The sequence below is a fragment of the Streptomyces sp. NPDC031479 genome, from assembly GCF_055581065.1.
This window is the reverse complement of the sequence record NZ_JBVIKC010000004.1, coordinates 115,614-136,730: the sequence shown is the minus strand read 5'-3', so window position 1 is coordinate 136,730 and position 21,117 is coordinate 115,614. Positions and strand designations below refer to the sequence as shown.

General features: G+C 76.2%; 16 protein-coding genes. 2 read left to right on the top strand and 14 right to left on the bottom strand.

What is annotated here, in order from left to right; translation table 11 throughout:
• Positions 1-2: 2 nt before the first annotated feature.
• The 12 genes from ACZ5D2_RS07040 to ACZ5D2_RS06985 form a co-directional block, all read right to left on the bottom strand.
• Positions 3-926, bottom strand: a complete 924-nt coding sequence (locus ACZ5D2_RS07040) for a glycoside hydrolase family 19 protein (protein WP_371680244.1) — start codon at positions 924-926, stop codon at positions 3-5.
• A gap of 186 nt (positions 927-1,112) precedes the next feature.
• Complete coding sequence (locus tag ACZ5D2_RS07035; RefSeq protein WP_371680245.1) at positions 1,113-1,523, bottom strand: rodlin; 411 nt, start codon at positions 1,521-1,523, stop codon at positions 1,113-1,115.
• Between the two features lie 228 nt (positions 1,524-1,751).
• On the bottom strand, positions 1,752-1,973 hold the full coding sequence (locus ACZ5D2_RS07030; RefSeq protein ID WP_356212494.1) for a DUF5302 domain-containing protein: 222 nt from the start codon (positions 1,971-1,973) through the stop codon (positions 1,752-1,754).
• An 85-nt stretch (positions 1,974-2,058) separates the two neighbouring features.
• Entirely contained in the window at positions 2,059-2,337 is a 279-nt protein-coding gene (locus ACZ5D2_RS07025) for a hypothetical protein (protein ID WP_371680246.1), read from the bottom strand.
• Complete coding sequence (locus tag ACZ5D2_RS07020; protein ID WP_371680247.1) at positions 2,334-3,095, bottom strand: GmrSD restriction endonuclease domain-containing protein; 762 nt, start codon at positions 3,093-3,095, stop codon at positions 2,334-2,336. The genes ACZ5D2_RS07025 and ACZ5D2_RS07020 overlap by 4 nt, the downstream gene beginning before the upstream one ends.
• Before the next feature lie 325 nt (positions 3,096-3,420).
• Positions 3,421-4,068 carry a restriction endonuclease gene (locus ACZ5D2_RS07015; protein WP_468927754.1) on the bottom strand — a complete coding sequence of 216 codons (648 nt, stop codon included), beginning with the start codon at positions 4,066-4,068 and terminating at the stop codon, positions 3,421-3,423.
• A gap of 482 nt (positions 4,069-4,550) precedes the next feature.
• Positions 4,551-6,554, bottom strand: a complete 2,004-nt coding sequence (locus ACZ5D2_RS07010; RefSeq protein ID WP_468927751.1) for a hypothetical protein — start codon at positions 6,552-6,554, stop codon at positions 4,551-4,553.
• Positions 6,551-10,150 (bottom strand): DUF5682 family protein, encoded by a 3,600-nt coding sequence (locus tag ACZ5D2_RS07005; RefSeq protein ID WP_468927749.1) that lies wholly within the window; start codon positions 10,148-10,150, stop codon positions 6,551-6,553. Before ACZ5D2_RS07005 ends, ACZ5D2_RS07010 begins: the two co-directional genes overlap by 4 nt.
• A complete protein-coding gene (locus ACZ5D2_RS07000) occupies positions 10,147-11,301 on the bottom strand; it encodes an ATP-binding protein (protein WP_371680251.1) in 1,155 nt (384 codons plus the stop codon). Before ACZ5D2_RS07000 ends, ACZ5D2_RS07005 begins: the two co-directional genes overlap by 4 nt.
• 108 nt (positions 11,302-11,409) lie before the next feature.
• A complete protein-coding gene (locus ACZ5D2_RS06995; protein ID WP_468927746.1) occupies positions 11,410-16,380 on the bottom strand; it encodes a DNA-binding protein in 4,971 nt (1,656 codons plus the stop codon).
• Entirely contained in the window at positions 16,377-17,234 is an 858-nt protein-coding gene (locus ACZ5D2_RS06990; protein WP_468927744.1) for a DUF4132 domain-containing protein, read from the bottom strand. Before ACZ5D2_RS06990 ends, ACZ5D2_RS06995 begins: the two co-directional genes overlap by 4 nt.
• 207 nt (positions 17,235-17,441) lie before the next feature.
• The gene (locus tag ACZ5D2_RS06985) at positions 17,442-18,998 is read right to left on the bottom strand and encodes an MFS transporter (protein WP_371680254.1); all 1,557 of its coding nucleotides are present in this window, start codon (positions 18,996-18,998) and stop codon (positions 17,442-17,444) included.
• A gap of 139 nt (positions 18,999-19,137) precedes the next feature.
• Between ACZ5D2_RS06985 and ACZ5D2_RS06980 the strand changes: the two genes are divergently transcribed.
• Positions 19,138-19,578: a MarR family winged helix-turn-helix transcriptional regulator gene (locus tag ACZ5D2_RS06980; protein WP_371680255.1), complete on the top strand. Its 441-nt coding sequence runs from the start codon at positions 19,138-19,140 to the stop codon at positions 19,576-19,578.
• A gap of 13 nt (positions 19,579-19,591) precedes the next feature.
• On the opposite strand, the gene ACZ5D2_RS06975 is transcribed toward ACZ5D2_RS06980, so the two are convergent.
• Positions 19,592-20,065 carry a MarR family winged helix-turn-helix transcriptional regulator gene (locus tag ACZ5D2_RS06975; RefSeq protein WP_371680256.1) on the bottom strand — a complete coding sequence of 158 codons (474 nt, stop codon included), beginning with the start codon at positions 20,063-20,065 and terminating at the stop codon, positions 19,592-19,594.
• A gap of 120 nt (positions 20,066-20,185) precedes the next feature.
• Between ACZ5D2_RS06975 and ACZ5D2_RS06970 the strand changes: the two genes are divergently transcribed.
• Positions 20,186-20,596, top strand: coding sequence for an organic hydroperoxide resistance protein (locus tag ACZ5D2_RS06970; protein ID WP_266836607.1), 411 nt, complete (start codon positions 20,186-20,188; stop codon positions 20,594-20,596).
• A 54-nt stretch (positions 20,597-20,650) separates the two neighbouring features.
• Here the strand turns inward: ACZ5D2_RS06970 and ACZ5D2_RS06965 are convergent, their stop codons facing one another.
• On the bottom strand, positions 20,651-21,046 hold the full coding sequence (locus ACZ5D2_RS06965; RefSeq protein ID WP_371680257.1) for a hypothetical protein: 396 nt from the start codon (positions 21,044-21,046) through the stop codon (positions 20,651-20,653).
• Positions 21,047-21,117: the final 71 nt, after the last annotated feature.

Here is a 21,117-nt window from a genome sequence, read left to right as displayed (position 1 = left end):
CGTCAGCAGCCGAGGTTGTTGCCCGGGGTGACGCCCAGCAGCTGCGTGAAGCTCTGGTACTTGCTCACCCGGCTCTGCACCTGCGCCGGGTTGCCGCCGTTGCACTCCAGGGACCCGTTGATGGAGCGGATGGTCTCGCCGAAGCCCGCTCCGTTGACCATGGCGGCGTGGGCGGTCATCGTGCCGGGGCCGTTCTGGGTGTTCCAGTACCAGAGTGCCGTCTTCATGGCGACCGCCGGATCCTGCTCGACCAGGTAGGGGTTGGCGAGGAGGTTGATGCCCAGGGCGTCGCCCGCCGCCTTGTAGTTGAAGTTCCAGCTCAGCTGGATGGGGCCGCGCCCGTAGTAGGCGGCCTGGCCCGCGGGACAGCCGTAGGGCTGGGAGGCGTCGCAGTAGTGCGGGTAGTTGGCGGTGTTCTGCTCCACCACGTACACCAGCCCGCCCGTCTCGTGGGAGACGTTGGCGAGGAAGGCGGCCGCCTCGCGCCGCTTGACCGTGTCGTCACCGGTGTTGGCGAAGCCGGGGTAGGCGGACAGGGCCGCGACCAGGCCGTTGTACGTGTAGAACGGGTTCCGGTTCGGGAACATCTGGTTGAACTGGGCCTCGCTGACCACGAAGCCGGAGGGGTTGCCGGTGCCGGGGTCGGGGTCCGTGCCCCCGCCGCCCCCGCAGGCACCCTGGTCCGACCACACGCCCCACTGGCCGGTGGTCCCGGGCGTCTCGCCCTGGGTCCACCACTTCGCCTGCCAGTTGTGGCCGTTGTACGAGGCGCTCGCGCCGCCCGTGTAGACGGCGGAGGAAGCCCAGGCCGAGGCGCAGGCGGGGGCCGCGGCGGCGGGCGAGGCGGGCAGGGCGACGGCGAGGCCGAGCGTCACGGCTGCGGCCGCGGCGAGGGAGAGGGTACGGCGGCGTAGGGCGCGTATCACGTAACTGCTCCTGAGGTGGGGGGAGTCGTCGCGGGGGGTGGGGGGCGACGGCTACCGCCACTGAAGCGAAGATGGTCTGGACCTGTCAAGGTCTAGACCAAAGGTTTCCGGGTTGGTGCGGGACTCCGGAAACGCGGGAACGGCGTGACGACCGTGTCCGTCACGCCGTTCCGGATGCCGCTGGGGTCAGCTGCCGGCGGACAGGTTGCCGGACAGGACCGGGATGTTGTCCACGATGTGCGACAGCGACTCGTCGCCCTTGGCCTGGGTGGAGTTCTCGGCGCACTGCTGGTTCTGCGGGTTGGACAGGACGTTGATGTCCTGGACGCCGATGTTGAGGGCGGCGAGGACCGACTGCACGTTGACCTTCGCGGGCAGGCCGATGCAGAGCTTGTTCAGTGAACCCTGGACCGCGCTGAGCTGCGGGCTCATCGCGCCCTTGGTCTCCTGGTTGCCGTAGACCTGCGAGGCGCCGTTGCCGTTGACGGTGTTCACGCCGTTGTCGTTCCCGATCGCCATCGCCGGGGAGGCCGCGAGGGCGCCCGTGCCCAGTACGGAGGCGGTGACCGCGGCGGTGGCCATGAACTTCTTGAGCATGGTGGATCCTTCTGTCGCATGAGCTGTCCCCGGCGGGACGTCCTGATCAACTGCCCCCGCGTCCAGGGGTTATCGCCGATCACCCATGCGGCCCAATGATTCGCGCCGTGGCCGGCCGGCCGCCGGGGGCCGCCCGGGGCTCCAGGCGGCCCCCGGCGGCCCCCGGCGCGCTCCCCGACGGTCCCGGGTCGAGCCTGCCGGGGCCGGGGAAGGGTCCGGCCCCCGGCGTCAGCCGGTCTTGCGGCGGACCTTCTTGTTCTTGCCCCCGGCGCCGGCGCTGGAGCCCTGCACCTTCGCGCGGCTCTGGTGCGACTGCTGGGACTGGGCGCTCGCGGCGTTGCGCGCCAGTGCCTCGCGGAACTTGCGCTTGGCCTCGTCGGCCGGGGACTCGTCCTGCGGGACGTCCGCCGCGGCCCCGTCCGCCTGCGGGGTCTGTGGTGCGTCAGCCATCGGTGTGCCTCCTGGAGTGATCACGTCCGCCCAGTCTGTCAGCCAGGCCGTTCGCGGGCCATCGGGTTCGCGCCGGGGCGGCCGGTCAGCGGGGCGGGGCGGGCGCCCCGGCCCCGCCGCCGGCGCGGATGGCGCGCAGCGCGGCGGTGTGCAGGGCGTGCGGATCGCCGTGGGCCACCGGGCTGCCGGTCAGCGTGTACCACTCGTCCGCGTCCGTGTACTGGACCGCGAACCCGACCGTGCCGTCCGCCCCGCCGGTCGTCCGCAGCGTGAGCGGGCCCGTGATGACCCCGACCTCGTCGGTCATGGCCCCGCCGGGACCGGCGAGGACCTCGTCCTGCCAGGTGCGTTCGGGCCCGGTCACGAGGCGCAGGTGTCGATCATGGTGGTGAGCACGGCCCTCTCGCCGTCGGTGACGGTCAGCCCGTAGTGGGACTTGACGGTGGTCCAGGCGCGCCCGTACTGGCACCAGCTCGACTTGTCCGTCGGCTGCCACAGCTCGGGGCTCTGGTCGCCCTTGGAGCGGTTGGAGGACGCCGAGACCGCCAGCAGCTGCGGCCGTGTCAGGTCGTTGGCGAAGGCCTTGCGCCGGGCCGCGTCCCAGGCGGCGGCGCCCGAGCGCCAGGCCTCGGCGAGCGGCACCATGTGGTCGATGTCCAGCTTCGCGGCCTCGGTGACGGTCGCCCCGTCGTAGAGGCTCTTCCAGCGGCCCGTCAGGGCCCGGCACTCGGCGTCCTGCGTGACGTCGGTGCCGTCCCGCTTGAGGACCACCTCGCGGGTGTCGCACTTGTTGCCCTGCTCCGCCCAGTGCGTGAACTTGTCCCGGCTGTACCCGGCCATCGTGCCGGGCTTGCCCGTCGTCAGCGCCGCCAGCCGGGTCCGGGCGACGGCCGCGCTGACCATCCCGGGCAGCACGTCCGCGGGGGCCGGCTGTCCGGCGGCCCCCGAGGGCGCCGGCGGGGCGGAGCTCGCGCTCCCGGTCGCGCCGGTGGCCGGGCCCGGTCCGGGCGTACCCCCGGTCTTGCCGTCCCCGGAGGACCCCGGCCCACCGCATCCGCTGATACCGAGCAGCACGGCCGCCACTGCCACCGCCGCGCCGCGCACACCTGACTGACGACCCATGACCCACCCCGACGAGACTCCGCACTGACCCGGGAAGACTACCCATAACCGGACAACCAACCCCGCACCGGGCGGTGCGGAGTGTCCGGGCGGTCGAACTACGCCGTGTCCTCGGGACCACCTCGCCGACCGGATGGGGCCGGCGAGGAGAGGCGGCGTGGTGCCGGCCCTCCGGATGAGGAAGTCGAGGCGCATAGAGGGTTCCGCTGCCACCCGGCAGCAACGGTTATGGAACTCCGGCAGCCGGAGCGGGAGCAGGGGCGGCCGCCGCTCGACCGCTCGCACCGGTCGATGACGTCGGCCGAGGCGGGCCGGGCCGATGAGGCTAGGTGCGCAGGGTCCGCCATTCGCGGGGGTGCAGCGGGACCGGCGGCAGGCGCAGCAGGTCCGTCAGCGGGGCTCCCTGTTCCGCCCAGCGGCGCAGCAGCTCGCGGTCGATCCACCGCACGCCGTGCCGGTCGCCCCACGCCTTGGCGTCCTGGGTGAGGCCGCCGTTGGTGACCACCAGGGCGTGGTCGGTCCGGTGCGCCGGACCCGCCGCGCCCATCGCCTCGGCCATCACCGAGGTGCCGACGGTGGCTCCGGCGGCGCCCGCGCGGGTGTGCCGGGCGCGGACCAGGATGCGGCCGTGCCGCGCGTCCTCGCCGATCACCCCGGCGGCCCCCCGTGCGCCCCAGCCGTCCCGGACCAGCAGGTCGCGCACCGCGTACTCGAACTCCTCGTGGCCCATGGCGTCGAACTCCGCCAGGGTGATCCGCAGCGCAGCGGGGCGCGCGGCCCGGTTCAGCGTGCGCCATCCCGCGACGGCCACCGCCGCGAGGGCCGCCGCCAGGGCCACGGCCGGGCCGTGCGCGGCGGCGAACCCGGTCACGGCCATCAGGGCGACGAGCGCCAGGCCCCCGGCGGTGATCCGCCCCCCGGGCCCCCGGGTGCGGCCGCGCGCCCGTACGCGGTGGTAGCCGTCCCGTGCCATCGAGCCCCCTCCGCTCAGGGGCCGGCCGCGGGTGCGGGGCCCTCCGGGAAGAGTGTGGGCAGCACGGGGTCCAGAAAGGGTGGAATCGTCATGGACGTCGAGTCGAGGGCTCAGATCCGGCCGCACCGGCAGTCGGCCCGGCCCCCGCGCACGGGCGGCCGAAGCCCCCACGGCCGGGCCGAACGCCCGAAGGACTTGGCCGAAAACAGGGAGCGCATCGCGCCCCGCCCGCGCCGGAGCCGCCTCCCGCGCCGGATCCCGGGCCCACCCCCCGTGTGCCGCGCCGCGGACGCGTGAGGCCAGGGGGACGTACGGGGGCGGGCCCCGCCGCCGTCCCGGACGCCGGCGGCGTCACCCGCCCGTGGTGGAGGCGGACGGGTGGCCCCGGGCGGCGGGGTCCGCTCCCGCCCCGCCCGCCGACGGAGTCGACGCTCCCTGCGCGATGGCGGACGGGGCCGGCGGGGTCTGCGCCGCCGGGGCGGTCAGGTCCAGGAGGCGGTGACCAGGGAGCGCCGGGCCGCCTTCAGGTGGGTGGACGCCGCCAGCCAGGCCCAGGCGTAGCCGTCCGACGAGGGATCGGTGAGCCGGCCGAAGACGTCCCTGGGGCGCCGGTCCGCCTCGGCCACGAGAGCAGCCGTCAGGTCCGCCGCCGCCCCGAATCCGGCCCGCCGCAGGGGACCGTACGCGGTCAGCGGCTGCGGTCCCCGCGCGGTTTCGGCCACCGCGCGGCGGCCTCCCGCGACGCCCGTCTCCAGCAGCCGCCCCACCCGCCACAGCGGCGCGTCGGCCAACGGGTCCGGACCCGGAACCACCGCTTCCGCCGCGGCCGAGGGGGCCTCGCCCGGGAAGTGGCTTCCCTGGAGCCGGTCGTAGCCCAGATCGGCCCGGTCGTGCCACTCCGGCGGCAGCCGCAGCGTGTACGCGGCCCCGGGCACCGGCCCCACCGCCAGGGGGCTCAGCGTCGCCGCGCGGTCCGGGTCCGGACGGCCCAGGACGCGTAGCGCCAGCCCCGGATACCCGGCCAGGCGGCGCAGGTTGGCGGTGTGGGCCAGCTCCGGGTGCGGATGTGCGGGACGCAGCCGCAGCAACGGGGCGTCCGCGCGGCGTTCCCGTACGAGCAGGTGCTCCCCGGCCGCGCCGACGACCTCGACGTCGCAGCCCAGCAGGCCCGGTTCGGCCTCCTCCCGGGAGAGCAGCTCGGTGACGGCTTCCGCCGCCGGGCGCGCGAACAGCGCGGCCAGCGGCTCCGCCGTCCACGGCGTCACCGGCATGGGGGTGGCCCGCACCCCGCGCCCGGCGCCGAGCCGCCCGTCGGCGGAGACCGTCGCGCCGACGATGCGCAGGCCCGCCCGGGACAGCCCGGCGTGGTCGAGGGCCCCTCCGCCGAGAGCGACGGAGGCGGCCCCCGCACCCCGGGCGCGGGCGAGGCCGCCGGGCCGGACGTCCGACAGGGAGTAGGCGGAGCCGTCCGCGCCCAGCAGGTGGGTGACCACGCCCCCGTAACCCGTGGCGCTCAGCACCGGCTCCCGGCACAGGCCGTACACCCGCAGGCTGCCACCGGCCGTGTAGGCGCGGCGGCCCCCGCCGGTCAGCCCCGGACCGCCGGTGCCGGACGCCAGCAGCGCGGCGGAGGTCAGCAGTTCGCGGAAGGCGGCGGCGAGGTCGCCGAGGCGCTGCGCCGCGTGCCGTTCCCGCGCGGCGCGCAGACCCCGTACGACGCGCAGCGCGGCGGCCTCGGCCTGCGGCAGCCCGGCCACGCGTGCGGTGTGCGCGGCGCGCAGCAGTTCGGCCTGGGCCACCGCCCCGGCGGCGGTGACCCCGGCGGCCAGCGCCTCGGCCCCGACCGCCCACAACCCGGCCCCGGCCGCCCTCTGAGCAGCCGTCACCGGGGCCGTCACCCCGTCGCCGGTCCGGTCGGCGGCGCGCCCGGCCGCTGCCGCGCGGGGCGCGGTGCCGGGGGCGGCGGCCTCTCCGGGCAAGGCCCCCGGCTCCCCGTCCGCCTCCGCGCGGGCCGCCGCGCCCGCCCTGCCACGGGAACTCGCCTCCGCGGCCGGGCGGGGTCCGGCCCCCGCGCCCGCCTCCGGGACGGAACCGGCGGCCGGGACGGGCTCCGGCCCCGCGCCCGCCTCCGGGAGGGAACCGGCGGCCGCGTCGGGCTCCGGTTCCGCGCCCCCGTACGGCTCCTGCTCCGGGTCCGCCAAGGGGCTCGCGCCCAGGGCGGCCGCGCGGTGGAGGCAGCGGGGGGCCAGCAGGCAGGCGCAGACGGCCTGGGCCGGATCCGTGACCGCCCCCGACGGGCCCGGTCTCAGCGTGACCACCGCGTCCTCGCCGAAGCGGACCGTGACCGTGCCGTCCGGCCCGGCCTCGGCCCCCGCCCCGCACGCCTCGACGGCGGCGTCGAGCCGCTTGCGCAGCCGGGCGCTGAGGCCTTCCACCGCCTCCGCCAGCACCTCGGGGGCGACGGGGGGCAACAGGGTGCTGCTCATCGGGGTTCTCCACGGAGTCGGTCGCCCACCCAGCGGGCGAGGGCGAGGGGGCTGAGGGCGGCCACCGGCATGCCGGCCGCCACGAGTTGCCGCGCCACCGGCACCGAGTACCGGGGCGCGCCCGCGTCGTCGAGCGCGGCGCAGCCCAGCAGATGCGCGCCCGAGGAGGCCAGGGCGCGCACCTCCCCGAGCAGGCCCCCGAGCGGGGCGCCCTCCTCGAAGTCGCTGACCACCACGACCAGCGTGCGGCTCGGCACCGTGATCAGCGTGCGCGCGTGCGCGAGCCCCGCCGCGATGTGCGTACCGCCGCCGACCCGGACCCCCAGCAGCAGCGACAGCGGATCGTCCACGCGGTCCGTGAGGTCGGCGACCTCGGTGGAGAACGCGAGGAAGTGCGTCGACAGGGTCGGGACACCGCCCAGCACCGCCGCCGTCAGCGCCGACCAGATCACCGAGGCCTCCATCGACCCGGACACGTCGACCACCAGGATCAGCCGCCAGTCCGCCTCGCGGGAGACGCGCGTGCTGAACACCGGCCGCTCCGGGACCACCACCACCCGGCCGTCGTCCAGCCGCCGGGTGTGCGCGAGGTTGGCCCGCAGGGTGCGCGCCAGGTCGAGCGGGCCGCCCGGGCGGCGGGTCGGGCGCGGGGTGGCCAGCCCGGACAGCGCCGGCCGCAGCCGGGTGGCGAGTTCCCTGGCCAGCTCGTCGACCAGGCGCCGTACCAGGGGTCGCAGCCGGGCGAGTTGCTGCTCCGGCATGCCGCCCGCGAGCGAGAGCACCGAGGTCAGCAGCTCCACGGAAGGGCGTACGGATCCCGGGTCGAGCGTCGCGAGCACGTCGGAGCGGCCCGCGTCGGCCGCGTCGGCGAGCACTTCCTCCCGCACGTCGGAGCCGAACAGCGCCTCCAGCTCCGCCGCCCACTCCCGGGCGGTCGGGAAGGACGGGTCGTCCCCGCCGCCGGTACCGTCGCGGCCCACGTCGCCGGAGCCCTCACCACGCCCGGCCCCGTACAGCTCGTCCAGCGCCCGTGCGTAGCGGCCCGCGCCGGCCGGGAGCCGGTCGCGCTGCCGGCCGAGCAGCAGCCGCCACCGGTCGGCGGGCGCCAGGCGGCGGCCGTCCGCCGGCTCCGGCCGGGCGGGCGCGACCCCGTCCGCCCGGCCGTCCGCCCCGCCGTCCGGGACGTCGGCGTCCGCCGGACGCGCCGGTACCGGAAGGTCCTTGAGCGCCGCGAGCCCGGCGGCGTCGGCGGCGGCCCACAGCGCGAGCAGCGCGGGCGGCGCGTCCAGCGACAGGTCGACCCGGTCGCCGAGCCGCTCCGTGACGGTCGCCAGCAGCCGCTCCCGCGCCGCGGGCGCGAGCACGTCGAACCCGGCGCGCAGCGCCGGCAGCCGCTCCAGGAACGCCTCGTCGGAAAGGGCGTCCACCCGGTCCAGCAGCGGGGTCAGGGCCGCCGGAGAGGCGTCCAGCAGCGGTCCGGCGGCGCTGAGCAGGCCGGTGAGCCGCCGGGCCAGGGCCCGCCGGCCGTCGGGGCCCGCCGCGCCGTCGACCCAGGCGGCGGCGCGCCCGCCGAGCCCGGCCGCCGGGTCCAGGTCCAGCAGCACCCGTACGGCCAGGGCCGCGCCCCGCATCAACGGGCTCGCGCCGGAGGCCAGTTCCGCAAGGGCGGCGTCCATGCGCAACCCCAGGCGTCGGACGGCGGCCCGGTCGGCGAGGGCCACCAGGGTGCCCGCGTCGGCGGGGTCGTCGCTTCCGGCGAGGCCGGGCAGGGCCCGCACGGCGGCGTCGAGCAGCTCACCGGCCAGTGCGCCGGACCGGTCCCGGGCCGCGGCGGAGGCGCCGGGCAGGTGGCCGCGGCGCAGCCCCTCCAACAGGTCGACGGCGTCGAGGAGTTCCGCCGGAGCGGCACTCTCCGGCAGGACCGCCGCCAGTTCGTCCAGTCGTACGTCGACCAGCGCGGGCAGGTCGCAGCGCGCGGCGGCGGCCAGCCCGGTCAGCACCTGCGCCGCCGTCGGGCCGCCCTCGGCCGCCTCGCGGCGCGCCAGCTCGCGCAGCGTCCCCGAGGCCGCCTGGGCGGCGGTGACGCCGCGGACCCCCGCCAGGTCCAGCCGGGCCGGGACGGACGGCGTCCAGGACAGCCGCCACTTGCTCCCCAGGGCCGTGCCGTCGCCGGTGGCGGCCACGCCGACGGGCTCGCCGTAGGAGGCCCCGCAGACCAGCAGCCGCTGCAGCAGCACCTCGCGGCGCCCGTCGAGCTCGGAACGCAGCGGGTCGAGGCGGACCTCCCGGGCGGCCGGGTCCTCGGGCGACGGCAGCCGCAACGCGGCCAGCTCCGCCTCCACCGAGGGCCCGAGCCCGGAGCGCGGGGCGTGCGGGGTGGTCCGGCCGCGGCCCGTTCCCACCAGTACGGCCTCCAGGGCGCGGGCCAGCGCCCGGCCCCGGCCGAGGGGTTCGCCGTGCCCGAGCACCGTCTGGACGGCCTCCAGGATCTCCCCCCGGCCGGGCGCGGGCAGCCCGCGCAGCACCGACAGGTCGCAGGCGAGCCGCAGGGTCTCGGCGGCCTCCCCGGTGCCGGCGGTGTGCCCGGCGCGGCGCAGCTCCCGGCACACGCGCGTGACGGCGACCGAGGCGGCCTCCCGCAGGCGTTCGGGGTCGCCGCCCGCTTCGAGCACGGCCTGTTGCCAGAGCGGGTCCCGGATGCCGGCGGGGTATCCGGAGCGGGAGTCGAGCAGGTCGTGGGAGTACGCCACGAACGAGGTGACGACCTCCTCGGCATCACCCTTCGGTCCCGCCTCCGCGACGGCCTTCGCGACGGCCTCCGCGTCGGCGTCGTCGGCCGCGGAGCGGCACGCCGTCAGGGCCGGGGCGTGGAAGGCGCCGATCACGGCGGCCACCCGGCGGCCACCGGTGGCAGCGGCGGCGATCACGCGCCGCATGTGGGCCTCGCGGGCCAGGTCGACCGGGGGCACGGCGCGCGCGTCGGTCCGCAGCGCCCAGCCGACGCCGAGCGCGGCGCGGCGCACGGCCTCCGGGGTGCACCCGGGCGCCAGCACCTCCACGGCCCGGTCCCACAGGTCGTCCCCCTCGCGCCCGCTCCCGGCCGCGACGAGCCCGTCGGCGAACCGGGCCGGCCCCGCCCCGGCGGACCCGTCGGCCGCGGCCCCCCGGTCCGCCCCGGGGCCGGTCCCGTCGGCGGTCCCGTCGGCAGGGGCGGGACCCGTCGGAGCGGGGTCACCCGACCAGCCCCGGTCGGCGAGCGGGAGGTCGCAGCAGACGACCTCCACGCCCCGGCTCCGCGCCCAGCGGAGCGCCGCCAGTTCGGGGGAGAAGTCCGCGAACGGGTAGAAGGCCAGGCGGCCCTCCCGCCCCAGCCCGGCCAGGGCCACCGGCGCGACCGTCTCCGGGTCGGCCAGGTGGGCCAGCCACGGCTGGAACTCGGCGGGGAGCTCCACGCAGACGACCTCCGCCCCCGCCTCCTCCAGCAGGGCCGGGACCACCGCCGCGAGCGCGGGACTGTGGTGGCGTACGCCCAGCAGGTAGGGCTCGCGCGACGCGGCGAGCGCCGCCAGCGCCTCCCGCGGATCGGTGACCGTCAACGCAGGCTCCCGCGCAGGTCCCAGAGCCGCCGCCACATCGCCGAGCCGTCCTCGGCCCGGCGGCGGACCGGGCCGTCCCAGTAGCCCAGCAGCCGTCCGTGGTCGGCCGGGTCGTCCTTGCGCACCACACCCAGCAGGTGTCCCGGCAGCAGGTCCAGCACGTCGCCGCCCGGCAGGTACGCGGCCGCGACCCCCAGCGAGGCCGCCACCTGCACGGCCTCGGCCGTGGACATCACCGTGCCGGGCCGCTCCACGTCCCAGCCCTCGGCGCTGCGCCCGGAGCGCAGGTCCCGGAAGACGGTGACGAGGGCGTCGAGCACGGAGTCGTCCACCCCGAAGGAAGCCCCGGCGCGCTGCACGGCGGCGACGGCCTGGCGGCGGACCAGGGTGGCCTCGGCGTCCGGGTCCGCGATCGGCGCGACCGTCTCGAAGTTGAAGCGGCGCTTGAGCGCGGCGGACATCTCCGAGACGCCCCGGTCCCTCAGGTTGGCGGTGGCGATGACCGTGAACCCGGGGGCCGCGCTGACCGACGAGTCCTCGGTGGCGGTCAGTTCCGGCACGCTGACGCGCCGGTCGGACAGGATCGACACCAGGGCGTCCTGCACCTCGGGCAGGCAGCGGGTGATCTCCTCGACCCGCGCCACCCGTCCGGTGCGCATCGCGGAGAGCACCGGGGAGTCGACCAGGGCCTGCGGGGTCGGGCCCTGGGCGAGGAGGAGCGCGTAGTTCCATCCGTAGCGGAAGGCGTCCTCGGTGGTGCCCGCGGTGCCCTGCACGGTCAGGGCGCTGGTGCCGCAGACGGCGGCGGACAGCAGCTCGGACAGCATCGACTTGGCGGTGCCCGGCTCGCCGGTGAGCAGCAGTCCGCGCTCTCCGGCCAGGGTCACCACGCACCGTTCCACCAGGGCGCGTTCGCCGACGAACTTCGGCGCGATCACCAGCTTGGACGGCAGCCCGGCGCGTCGCTTGGGCAGGGCCAGCTCGGTCCCCTCGCTGCCGCACACGAAGGTGACCACCGCGCGCGGCGTCAGGGCCCAGCCGGGCGGGCGGGGGCCGGTGTCCTGGGCGGCGAGAAAGGCGAGTTCGGCGGCGTACCGCTCCTCGGCGGGCATGACCTGCCGGGCGGGAGCGGGCTGTTCGGTGACGGTCATCGGTTCCTCGGGTCCTGTGGGCTTGGGGAATTCTCGAAGGAAAGACGTGGAGAGAGCGGAGGGGGTGCGGGGGCGCGTCAGGTCGCCCCCGCACCCGCTCCGGCGGGATCAGCGGCGGCGGCCCGCCGTGCGCTTCACCCTCAGCTGCTCGAAGCGCGGGACGTCGCCCTCCCGGACCCGTCCCCATGCCCGCCGGTAGAGGTCGGCGGCCGGCTCGGTGGGCACGAGCACGCCCAGCACCGGGCTGCCGCCCGGGGCCGCCGGGTACATCGACAGCTTCCACTGCTCCACCGGCAGCACCGGCGAACCGGGCTCGGCCCAGCCCCCGGGCAGGAACAGGGTGCGTCCCGCCCGGGTGCGGCCGGCCTGCACCACCAGGTCGGTGGCGGCCAGTTCGGCCCGCGCGGCCTTGATCCGGGCCGGCTTCCAGCCCGTCCACCGCGCCGTGTTGCGGTCGGTCGGGTCGGGCATGGCGAGCAGCATCAGGTACAGGGCGGCGGCGTCGGCGCCCAGCCCGCACGCGGCCTCCGTCTCCGCCACCAGCTCGGGCACGCTGCGGGACGGGTCCTGGGTCCACCAGGTGCCGTCCTTGGCGACCGCACCCGCCACCGGCGCGCCGGGATCGGCGAGCAGGGCCGCGAACGCCGGGTCGTGGGCCAGCCGCAGCGCCGTCTCGGCCGGCGAGGGCTGCTGGTCGACGCCGCGCAGCAGCGGCAGGTACGGGTCCGAACCGGTGGAGTCCAGCAGCGCCGTGCGCAGCGCGGGCCAGGGCCGGTCGTCGTGGGTGGCCAGGACCACCGCCCCGTAACGCTCGTACCCCTCGCCGGTCTCGGTCGGGGTCCCGGCCGCGGTCCGGAAGTCGGTCAGGGAGGTGTAGTGCCCGGCGGCCAGCAGCAGCCCGGGGGCCGCCAGCCGCTGCCGGACCGCCGTGAGCGCGGGCGGCAGGCAGGCCCGTACGGGGTGGCCCGCGGGCAGGCGGTGCGCCAGCCAGGCCGTCAGGGCCATCGCCCCGCTCAGCGCCGACGCGTCGAAGCACCGGCCGACGGGGACGACGGGTTCCGCGTGGTCCCCCCTGACCGCCCACTCGACATCGGCGGACAGCACCGGGGACGACGCGGGCCCGAGGAGTTCGGGCAGCGCCCGGTGCGCCGGCCAGGAGGTGCGCACGTCCCGCGAGGCCTCCGCGAGCACCCACTCGGGAACCGGCGTACGACGGCCCACGCGCTGGTTCCACACGCGCGCGGCGGCCGCCGCGTCCGGGCCGTCGGTCCACAGCCGGGCCGGTTCGGCGGGCAGCAGCGCCGCGACGAGCTCGCGCCGCACGCCGAAGCCGAGTTCCTTCAGGTCGTCACGGGCGTGCGCGGCGTCGGTGGCCTTGACCCCGAGGACGGCGCGCAGCTCGGCGGAGAGGAACGCGCGCTCGTACGAGTCCAGCCGCGGCAGGCCCGCCAGCACCAGCGCGGCCAGCGCCGCGGACACCCCGGTCAGCCGGGCGAACTCCTCGGCGGCGGACGCGAACCACGGCGCGGGGCCCCGGCGGTCGGCCTCGTCGAGGAACGCGGCCAGCCAGCCGGCGGCCCGCTCCGGGTCGCCGACGGTCGAGCCCGCCCCGACCTGGGCGTAGGGGGCCGGTACGGCGAAGGCGCCGGACGGGTCGTGCAGCAGCCCGTCGAACTCCTGGCCGTCGGGCAGCACCTCGCTGTGGTCGGTCACGGCGAGCAGCGCGCCGCCGCCGAGCGGCAGTACGGAGCGGTGGCGCGGGTTGCGCGCACGTCCGCCGGAGCCCACCAGCAGCGCCGAGTCCAGCCGGACCCGTACCCGGCGCCACCGTGCGGCGCAGCCCTCGGCGGAGTCCACGCCCAGCGCGCCGGCCTCGCCGAGCACCCGGCGCAGCGCCGCCCGCTGCTCGTCGGTGGTACCGGCGACCGCCATCCGGTAGGCCACGGCCGCGGGCTGCTCCAGGAACGGACCGGTCCACGGGAACGCCGAGTTCGCCAGCTTCGGCACGTCGAGGTGGAGCCGGCCGGGCACCCCCTCCGCGGCGGTGTCGCCGGCCGCCTTGGCCAGCGTCCGCAGGAAGCGGTACGTGGCGTCGCTCTCCCCGCCGTGGCGGTAGTATCCGTTGCCCACCAGGCCGTCCAGGGCGCCGTCCAGGAGGTGGTCGGCCGGGCCCCGGTCCGCCGGAGCGGTGCGCGGGGCCACCGGGCCCCGGGTCAGGTCGTCCGAGACCCTGGCCAGGGCCCGCTGCTGGACCAGTGCGCCGCGGACGGCCGCGGTCACGCCGCCGAGCAGCGCGGGCGCGGCGACGCCCGGCAGGGCGGCCGCCACCAGAGCGGGCACGTCCGCGCCCTTCCCGGCCTCGGCTACGGTCTTGAGCAGCGCCCCGGCGGTGGCCGTGTCCACCGCGCGCAGTGCCGCCGAACCCTCGGGGTCCCGGGCGCGCAGGCAGTACCAGTAGGGCAGCGGCGGCAGTTCCGCGCCGTGCGTGGAGTAGGCCGCACTGTTGTGGTCGGCGCTCATCCGGGAGACGGCCGCGCCCTCGGGGTCGGTGAGGGTCAGCGTCCGCCAGTCGCTGGACACGGCGCGCGGCCGGTCGTCGCCGGGCAGGGTCACGGCGTGGTGCGGGATCCGGGAGCCCTCGCCCAGGGTCACCGACCGTCCGGCGTTGTCGGAGCCGTGCCAGCCCTGCCCGGGGACGCGGACCGCACGCCAGCCGAGCAGTCCGTCCACGGGCGCGCCGAGCACGGAGCCCTCGACGGTGGGGGTGGGGCGCAGCCAGTTCTGGCCGACGTTGTCGGGCAGGGTGCTGCCGCTCGGGTGGTCGCGCAGGGCGTCGGCGAGGAAGCCGGGCAGGGAACGCCGCCCGTGCAGCCCGGTCGTGGGGTCGTACTCGGCCCAGCCGGCCTCGCCCCCCGCCTCGCCCCGCTCCCAGACCCAGTACGAGGTGCCGTCGCTGATCACCGGCCGCTCGACGGGCAGTTTGCTGTCGCCGCGGTGCAGGACGCCGCCGCCCGTGGCGCGGCCGCCGCCCGGCAGGGGCAGGGTGACGTGCTCGGAGCGCACCGACCAGTAGTTCGCGGAGGAGTCCAGGGTCAGGACGTCGCCCGGGGAGCTGAGCCAGTAGCCCTGCACGGGGCCGTTGTACGGGACCCAGAACACCAGCAGGTCGCCGTCCGTGTAGTGGAAGCCCAGCTGGTGCTGGCCGCCGGCGGCGGGGATCCGCAGGTCGTGCGTCAGCACGGTGGAGTCGGCTTCGATGACGCGCACCTGCGCGGAGTTGGCGACGATGACGTACGGCCAGGCGTCCATGACGGTCAGGTGCCGCCGGTTGCCCGCGGGCGACAGCGCGGTGACGGCCTCTTCCCAGGTGGGCCAGACGAGTTCCTCGAACAGGCCGCCGCGCAGGGTGCGGGCGAGGATCTCGCCCAGGTCGGCGGCGGCGGCCCGGGAGACCTCCTGCGGGGCGAGCGCGAGCGCCTCCGCGGGGAGCCAGGTCAGCCGCCGGATGGCCTCGGGCAGGTCCGGCAGGGCGGCCGCCGTGGAGGCCGCGGCCACCTGGGCGACCCAGTCGGCGAGCAGCGCGCGGCTGCCGGGGCATTCGGCCAGGCGCCGCACGGTTCCGCGACCGCCGGATCCGTTTCCGTTGAAGCGGTCCAGGGTGCGCAGGAAGGCGGGCCGCAGCCGTTCGTCGGCGCACAGCGCGCTCAGGTCGCGCGGCTCGGGGGACTGGGCCCACTGGTCCAGGCCCATGAAGCCCTGCCAGGCGTTGCCGGGATCGGCGACCGGCAGGCCGAGGGAGAGCAGGAGGTCGATGAGGTTCACGTCCTGGAGGGCCAGGCGCAGGCCGTTCTCGCGTCCCGGCAGGGCCAGTTCGGTGCGCAGCCTTTCGGCGCAGCGCGTGACGAGCGAGAGGAGGGCGGGCAGCGTCGCCGGGATGCCCCAGCCCGCGTGGCGGGCCGTGTGGAAGCGCTCCAGCCAGCCGGCCGTGCCGTCGGGGCAACGCTCGGCCTCGGGCAGGGTGCCGTCGGCGAGTCCGGCGGTGGCGCCCGATTCCTCCAGCACCTCCAGCCACAGCGCGGCCAGTTCACCGGCCTCGCCGCCGCCGCTGCCGGGCATCATCGCGAGCAGGGTTCCGCGGACCGACGGAACGCGCCGGGCCAGGGCGACCAGCGCGGTGCGGTGGGACTTCCACCAGCCGGTCGCGGCCCGCAGGGTGGCCGGGAGCGGCAGCAGTTCAGCGAGGTACTCCTGCTCGGGTTCGCCGCCGGTCAGCCCGGCGGCGCGGGCGAGGCGGCGCAGCTCGGTGGTGGCCTGCGCCGAGGGCGGGAGCCCGCCCGCGGTGCGGCGCACGCACAGGCGGCGGAAGCGGTCGAAGGCCTCGGCGGGGGAGACCCGGGCCGAGAGCTCCTTGCCGTATCCGGTGAGGACCTTCACCGGCAGGGCACCGGCCAGGGCGAATTCGAGGAAGACGGCGTCGAGGCGGTCCTCGTCGACGGTCAGGCCGTAGCCGGCCTCGCTGGTCCGGGCCCGGCCGAACAGCTGGGCGGCGTACGTGGTGTTCTCGACGCCGAGGAAGACGCGCGCGGCCTGCTCGTAGAAGACGGGCAGGAAGTGCGGGACGGCGAGGGCGAGCCGGTCGGCGAGCTCGTGGCAGGCGTCGAGGGCGGCCTTGGGCTTGGTCTTGGCCTGCCGCGCGAGCCGGTCCAGCTCGGGGACCACGGCGAGGGCGTGGTGGCCGTCCTCGGGGTGGTGCACCAGCACCCATTCGGGGAAGCCGAGCGCCTGGCGCCGGCCGAGACCGACGACGGACGGCTCGCCCTGCGGCACGAGGCCGAGGAAGCCGGCGGCGAGGTCCTCGGCGGCGCCCAGCTCCGCGGCGGCGAGCCGGACGACGACCCGGTCGTCCCCGAGCGCGGGGTGACGGTAGGTCCGGGCGGTCAGCGGGACGGCGGCGGGCCCGGCACCGGTGGTGCCGACGGGCAGGACGGCTCCGGCGGCCAGCAGTGCGGCGTTCGCGCCCTCGCCGCCCTCGCCGCCCGCGGTGGTGTCAGTGGTGCTCATAGTCTCGGTGGTGCTCATGCGTCCCCGCCCTCCTCGATCTTGCGCCCGGCGTACAGCGCCGCGGCCATCCGCATCCCCTCGGACCAGGCCACCGGTCCGACCTCGCCGAGCCGTACGGCCCGGCCCTCCTCGTCGTGCCAGTTCAGCGGCCCGGTCTCCGACTCGTCCTCCCAGTAGGGCTCGCCGATCCAGACGGCCGCCTCCACCGCCCGGCCCGAGTCGCGCACCTTGCAGGTCGCGTAGCCGCCCGTGACCCGGTAGCCGAGGCCGGTGGCACGGGCGGCGAGGCTGAAGCGGGAGGGGAAGGTGCCGCCCGCGTAGTCCCGTACCTCGGTGGCGGCGGGGGAGAGGTCCGCGGGCTTCGTCCAGGTCGCCCGGTGGATCTGCTCGACCCGCTGGGTGATGTCCAGTTCGGCCGCGAACTCCCGTACGTCGTCCAGGTCGGGCAGCAGCACCGGGTGCGGCAGGGTCACCGTGAGCGGGCGCAGGCGTACGGTCTCGCCGTCGAGGTTGACCACCTTGAGCTCCCCCTCGGCGGTGGCGTCGCGCAGGAAGCCCACCTCGTCGGGGTCGCTGTCGGGGACGACGGCCAGGTCGCGCAGCGCGGCCTGCCAGGCCTCGTCGGGCCACACCCGGGCGAGGAGGGCGGTCGGCACCGGCAGGGAGGACACCATCCAGGTGTCCACCTGGGCGGCGCAGGAGGCCTCGTGGCGGTCGAGCCACTCGGCGAGCCGGCGCAGCCGGTCCACCTCGGGGTGGTCGCGCAACGCCTTCGGGTCCGTCTTCAACTGCCGCCCCGCGGGCCGACGCACCGCGACCCGCCCCTCCACGAGGGCGATCTCGTACCCCTCGTCCAACGCCAGCCAAGCCATCAGCCCGTGCCCCTCCGCCTGTCCGAAAATGGTCTTGCGCAGCCCGGTGCAAGGCGCCAACGCCTGCTGAGCTGCGGTATGTCGGGAGACTAGCGAGCCCCACTGACAACGCCGTCCGCAGGGCTGCCCGAAGCGCGCGGAGTGCGGACACGACAAGGCCCCCCGGTCCGTGGGACCGGGGGGCCGTGTGCGGGAGGTGGCGGGGGATCAGACGGCGTCGGCGGTGTCCGAGACCTTCTCCGAGACCTTCTCCGCGTCCTTCTCCGCGTCCTTCTGCGGGGCCTCCGCAGCGGCGGGGGCGCCGCCCGGGGCGGCCGTCGCGGACACCCGGGGCCCGTGGCCGGAACGCAGGCCGAGCCAGCTGATCACGGCGACCAGCGCGAAGGCTCCGGCCCCGATCCAGAAGGTGAGGGTGAACCCGGATTCGGCCGGCAGGGCCGGAACGCCCGCAGGGAGGTGCTCGATCGTCTTGGACGCCAGGATCGTGGTGACGATGGCGCTGCCGATCGCGCTGCCCGTGGAGCGGGAGATCGAGTTGATGCCGTTGGCGATGCCGCTCTGGTGGTGCGGGACGCTCGACATGATCACGGCGGGCATGGCGGCGTAGCCGAAGCTCACGGCCGCGCCGACGACCAGGCCGGCGCCGATGACCGAGAAGGTGTGGCCGTGGTCGAGGGCCAGCCAGCCGAACCCGACGGCGCCGAGGGCGGCGGCGAGGCCGAGCGCGATGCGCGGACCGCGGTGGCGGACCAGCTGGCCGCCGACGGGGGAGGCGAGCAGCGAGACGATCGCGCCGGGCAGCAGGAACTCGACGGAGGCGCGCAGGATGGACGCGTCGAAGCCGTAGCCGGTGAGCTTCTCGGGCATCTGGACGAGGTAGGAGACGCCCAGGAAGTTCGCGAACATGCCGAAGCCGACGAGGATGCCGGCCAGGTTGGCCATGAGCACCGGACGGTGGACGAACATCTTCATGTCGACGAGGGGTTCGCTCACCTTGCGCTCCACCAGGACCCAGACGGCGGTCATCACGGCGGCGCCGGCGAAGCTGCCCAGCGTACGGGCGGAGGACCAACCCCACTCGTGGCCCTGCGAGATCGGGAGCAGGAGGAGCAGCAGGGCGATGCCCAGGGTCAGCGCGCCCAGGAAGTCGGTGCGCCCGCCGGTCTTGTGGCGGGTGGCCGGGACCAGGAAGACGACGGCCAGCAGGGCCAGCGTGGCGAAGCCGGTCGCCATCCAGAAGGCGTTGCGGTAGTCGGCGTCGGTACCGGAGGTCAGCAGGCCGGTCGCGACGAGCGCCAGGCCGCTGCCGAACGCCAGGGTGCCGCTGACCAGGGCCATCGCGCCGGGCAGCTTCTGCGGGCGGACCTCCTCGCGCAGGACGGACAGGGCCAGCGGGAAGATCGCGGTGGCGGCGCCCTGGAGCACCCGGCCCAGGATCAGCAGCGGCAGCGAGGTCGCCAGCGCGGCCACCACGGAGCCCGCGACCATGACGCCGAGGACGGCCACCAGGGTGGGCTTCTTGCCGTGCTGGTCGCCGAAGCGGCCGAGCAGCGGGGTGAAGACGGCGGCGGACAGCAGGGTGGCGGTGGTCACCCAGCTGACGTTGGCGGTGGAGGTGCCGAGGTCGTTGCGGATCAGGCCCAGGATCGGTACGGGCAGGGTCTGCATCATCGACACGACCATGGCGGCGAGGCTCAGGGCGAAGACGATGACCGTCTCGTTCCTGTTCCTCGCTTCGGCGGGGGCGGATGCGGCGGAGCTCATGACTGGCAAGACCTTCTTACTGCTTCAGGACGCAGATGTTTGATGTCATCAAGTACTTGGATGAAGGTAGCCAGCAATAGTTAAGGTGGTCAAGTAAAAGGTTGATAATGTCAACGATCCTGGCGTACGCTCCGTGGGTATGAGCGCCACCGCCCCCCACACCCCCAGCAAGCTGGAACTCCTCGAACTGCTCGCCGCCATCGGCACCGCGCAGTGGCGGGACTTCGCCGCGGCGGCCGGCCGGTACGGACTGACCTCCACGCAGGCGAAGGTCCTGGCCCAGCTGGAGGGCCCGGTCCCGATGCGCGGCCTCGCGACCCTCCTGGCCTGCGACGCCTCGAACGTCACCGGGATCGTGGACCGGCTGGAGGCGCGCGGACTGGTCCGGCGCGAGGCCTCCGCCGCCGACCGGCGGGTCAAGAACGTCGTCGCGACGGACGAGGGCCGCGAGACCATCCGCCGGGTGCGCGAGGAGATGCAGGCCACGCACGGCGCGCTGGACACCCTGGACGCGGCCGAGGGTGCGACGCTCTACGCCCTGCTGGAGCGACTGCGCCCCACCATGGAGCGCAGCGCCTGACGGTCCGCCGCCCTCAGTCCTGCGGCACGGCGGCGTCGAGCGCGGCCGTGAGGCGGGCCAGGCGCACCTGGAGCTCGCGGATCTCGGCCAGCTCGAAGCCGGTGGCCGCCGCGATCCGGCGCGGGACCTCCACCGCGCGCTCGCGCAGCGCGGCGCCCTCGTCGGTGAGGACCGCGTGCACCGACCGTTCGTCCCGCACGCTGCGCTCGCGCCGGATCAGGCCGGACGCCTCCAGTCGCTTGAGGAGGGGGGAGAGCGTGCCGGAGTCGAGCCGCAGGCGCCGCCCCAGTTCCTTGACCGGGGTCGTGCCGTTCTCCCACAGCACCAGCATCACGAGGTACTGGGGGTAGGTCAGGCCCAGGTCCTTCAGCACCACCCGGTAGAGGCCCCCGAAGGCCCGGTTCGCGGCGCCCAGGGCGAAGCAGATCTGCCCGTCGAGGCGGAGGAAGTCCTGGTCGCGGAGGGCGGCTGCGGGCTGCTCGGTCATGCGCGCCAGTGTACCGGAGCACACTCGCGAGCGATTGAGTTGTGCACAACTGAATTGTGTGCTCTATTTGTGGTCAGGGGCGGCCCCGAGCCGCCCCACCCCCTGCGAAAGGACCTCCCGATGGACGCGCTGTACACCGCCGTCGCCACCGCCAACGGCCGCGAGGGCCGCGCCGTCAGCTCCGACGGCCAGATCGACCTCGCGCTCGCCATGCCCCCGGCGCTCGGCGGCAACGGCCAGGGCACCAACCCCGAGCAGCTCTTCTCCGCCGGCTACGCGGCCTGCTTCGCCAGCGCGCTCGGTCTCGTCGGCCGCCAGATGAAGGTCGACACCGGTGACATCTCCGTGACCGCCGAAACCTCCATCGGCCAGGACGCCGGCGGCTTCGGCCTCGCCGTGACCCTGCGCGTCGAACTCCCCGAGTCCCTCGCGGGCGAGACCGGCACCCTGCTGGTCAAGCAGGCCCACGAGGTGTGCCCCTACTCCAAGGCCACCCGCGGCAACATCCCGGTCGAGCTCGTCGTCGAGTAGGACCGGCACCGGGCCCCCGGGCCCGGACCCCGTGGCCCGGGCGGGCGTCCCCTCTCAGGACGCGCGCCGGGCGGCCACCACCGCGCACACCCCCGCCATCGGCAGCTCCGCCGCGAGCGCCAGCACGAGCGCCATGCCCTGACCGCTCGTGCCCGCCGAGGTGGCGACGTCGAACCAGGCGTCCATCAGGAGCAGCGCGGCGGTGGCCGCCGCCACCGGCGACACCCTCGGGTCCCCCTTGCGCAGCAGCGCCCCCGTCCCGGCCAGCCCGACGGCCAGCATCGCGTCGAGGCCGATCCACGCGGCCGACCAGTTGGACACCTCGGCCGTCGCCGGCATCGTCGTGGCCAGCACCACCATCCACGGCAGCAGCGCGACCCCCGCGCCGGTGAGCACCGTCGACAGGCGGGGGGCGCGCCGGGTCCGGAACAGGGGGGCGGCGAGGGCCATGGCTGCGGGTCTCCTTCCGGCCCGCCGGACCGTCCGCCGGGCACACCACCACTCTCGTTCCGCGCGCCGCG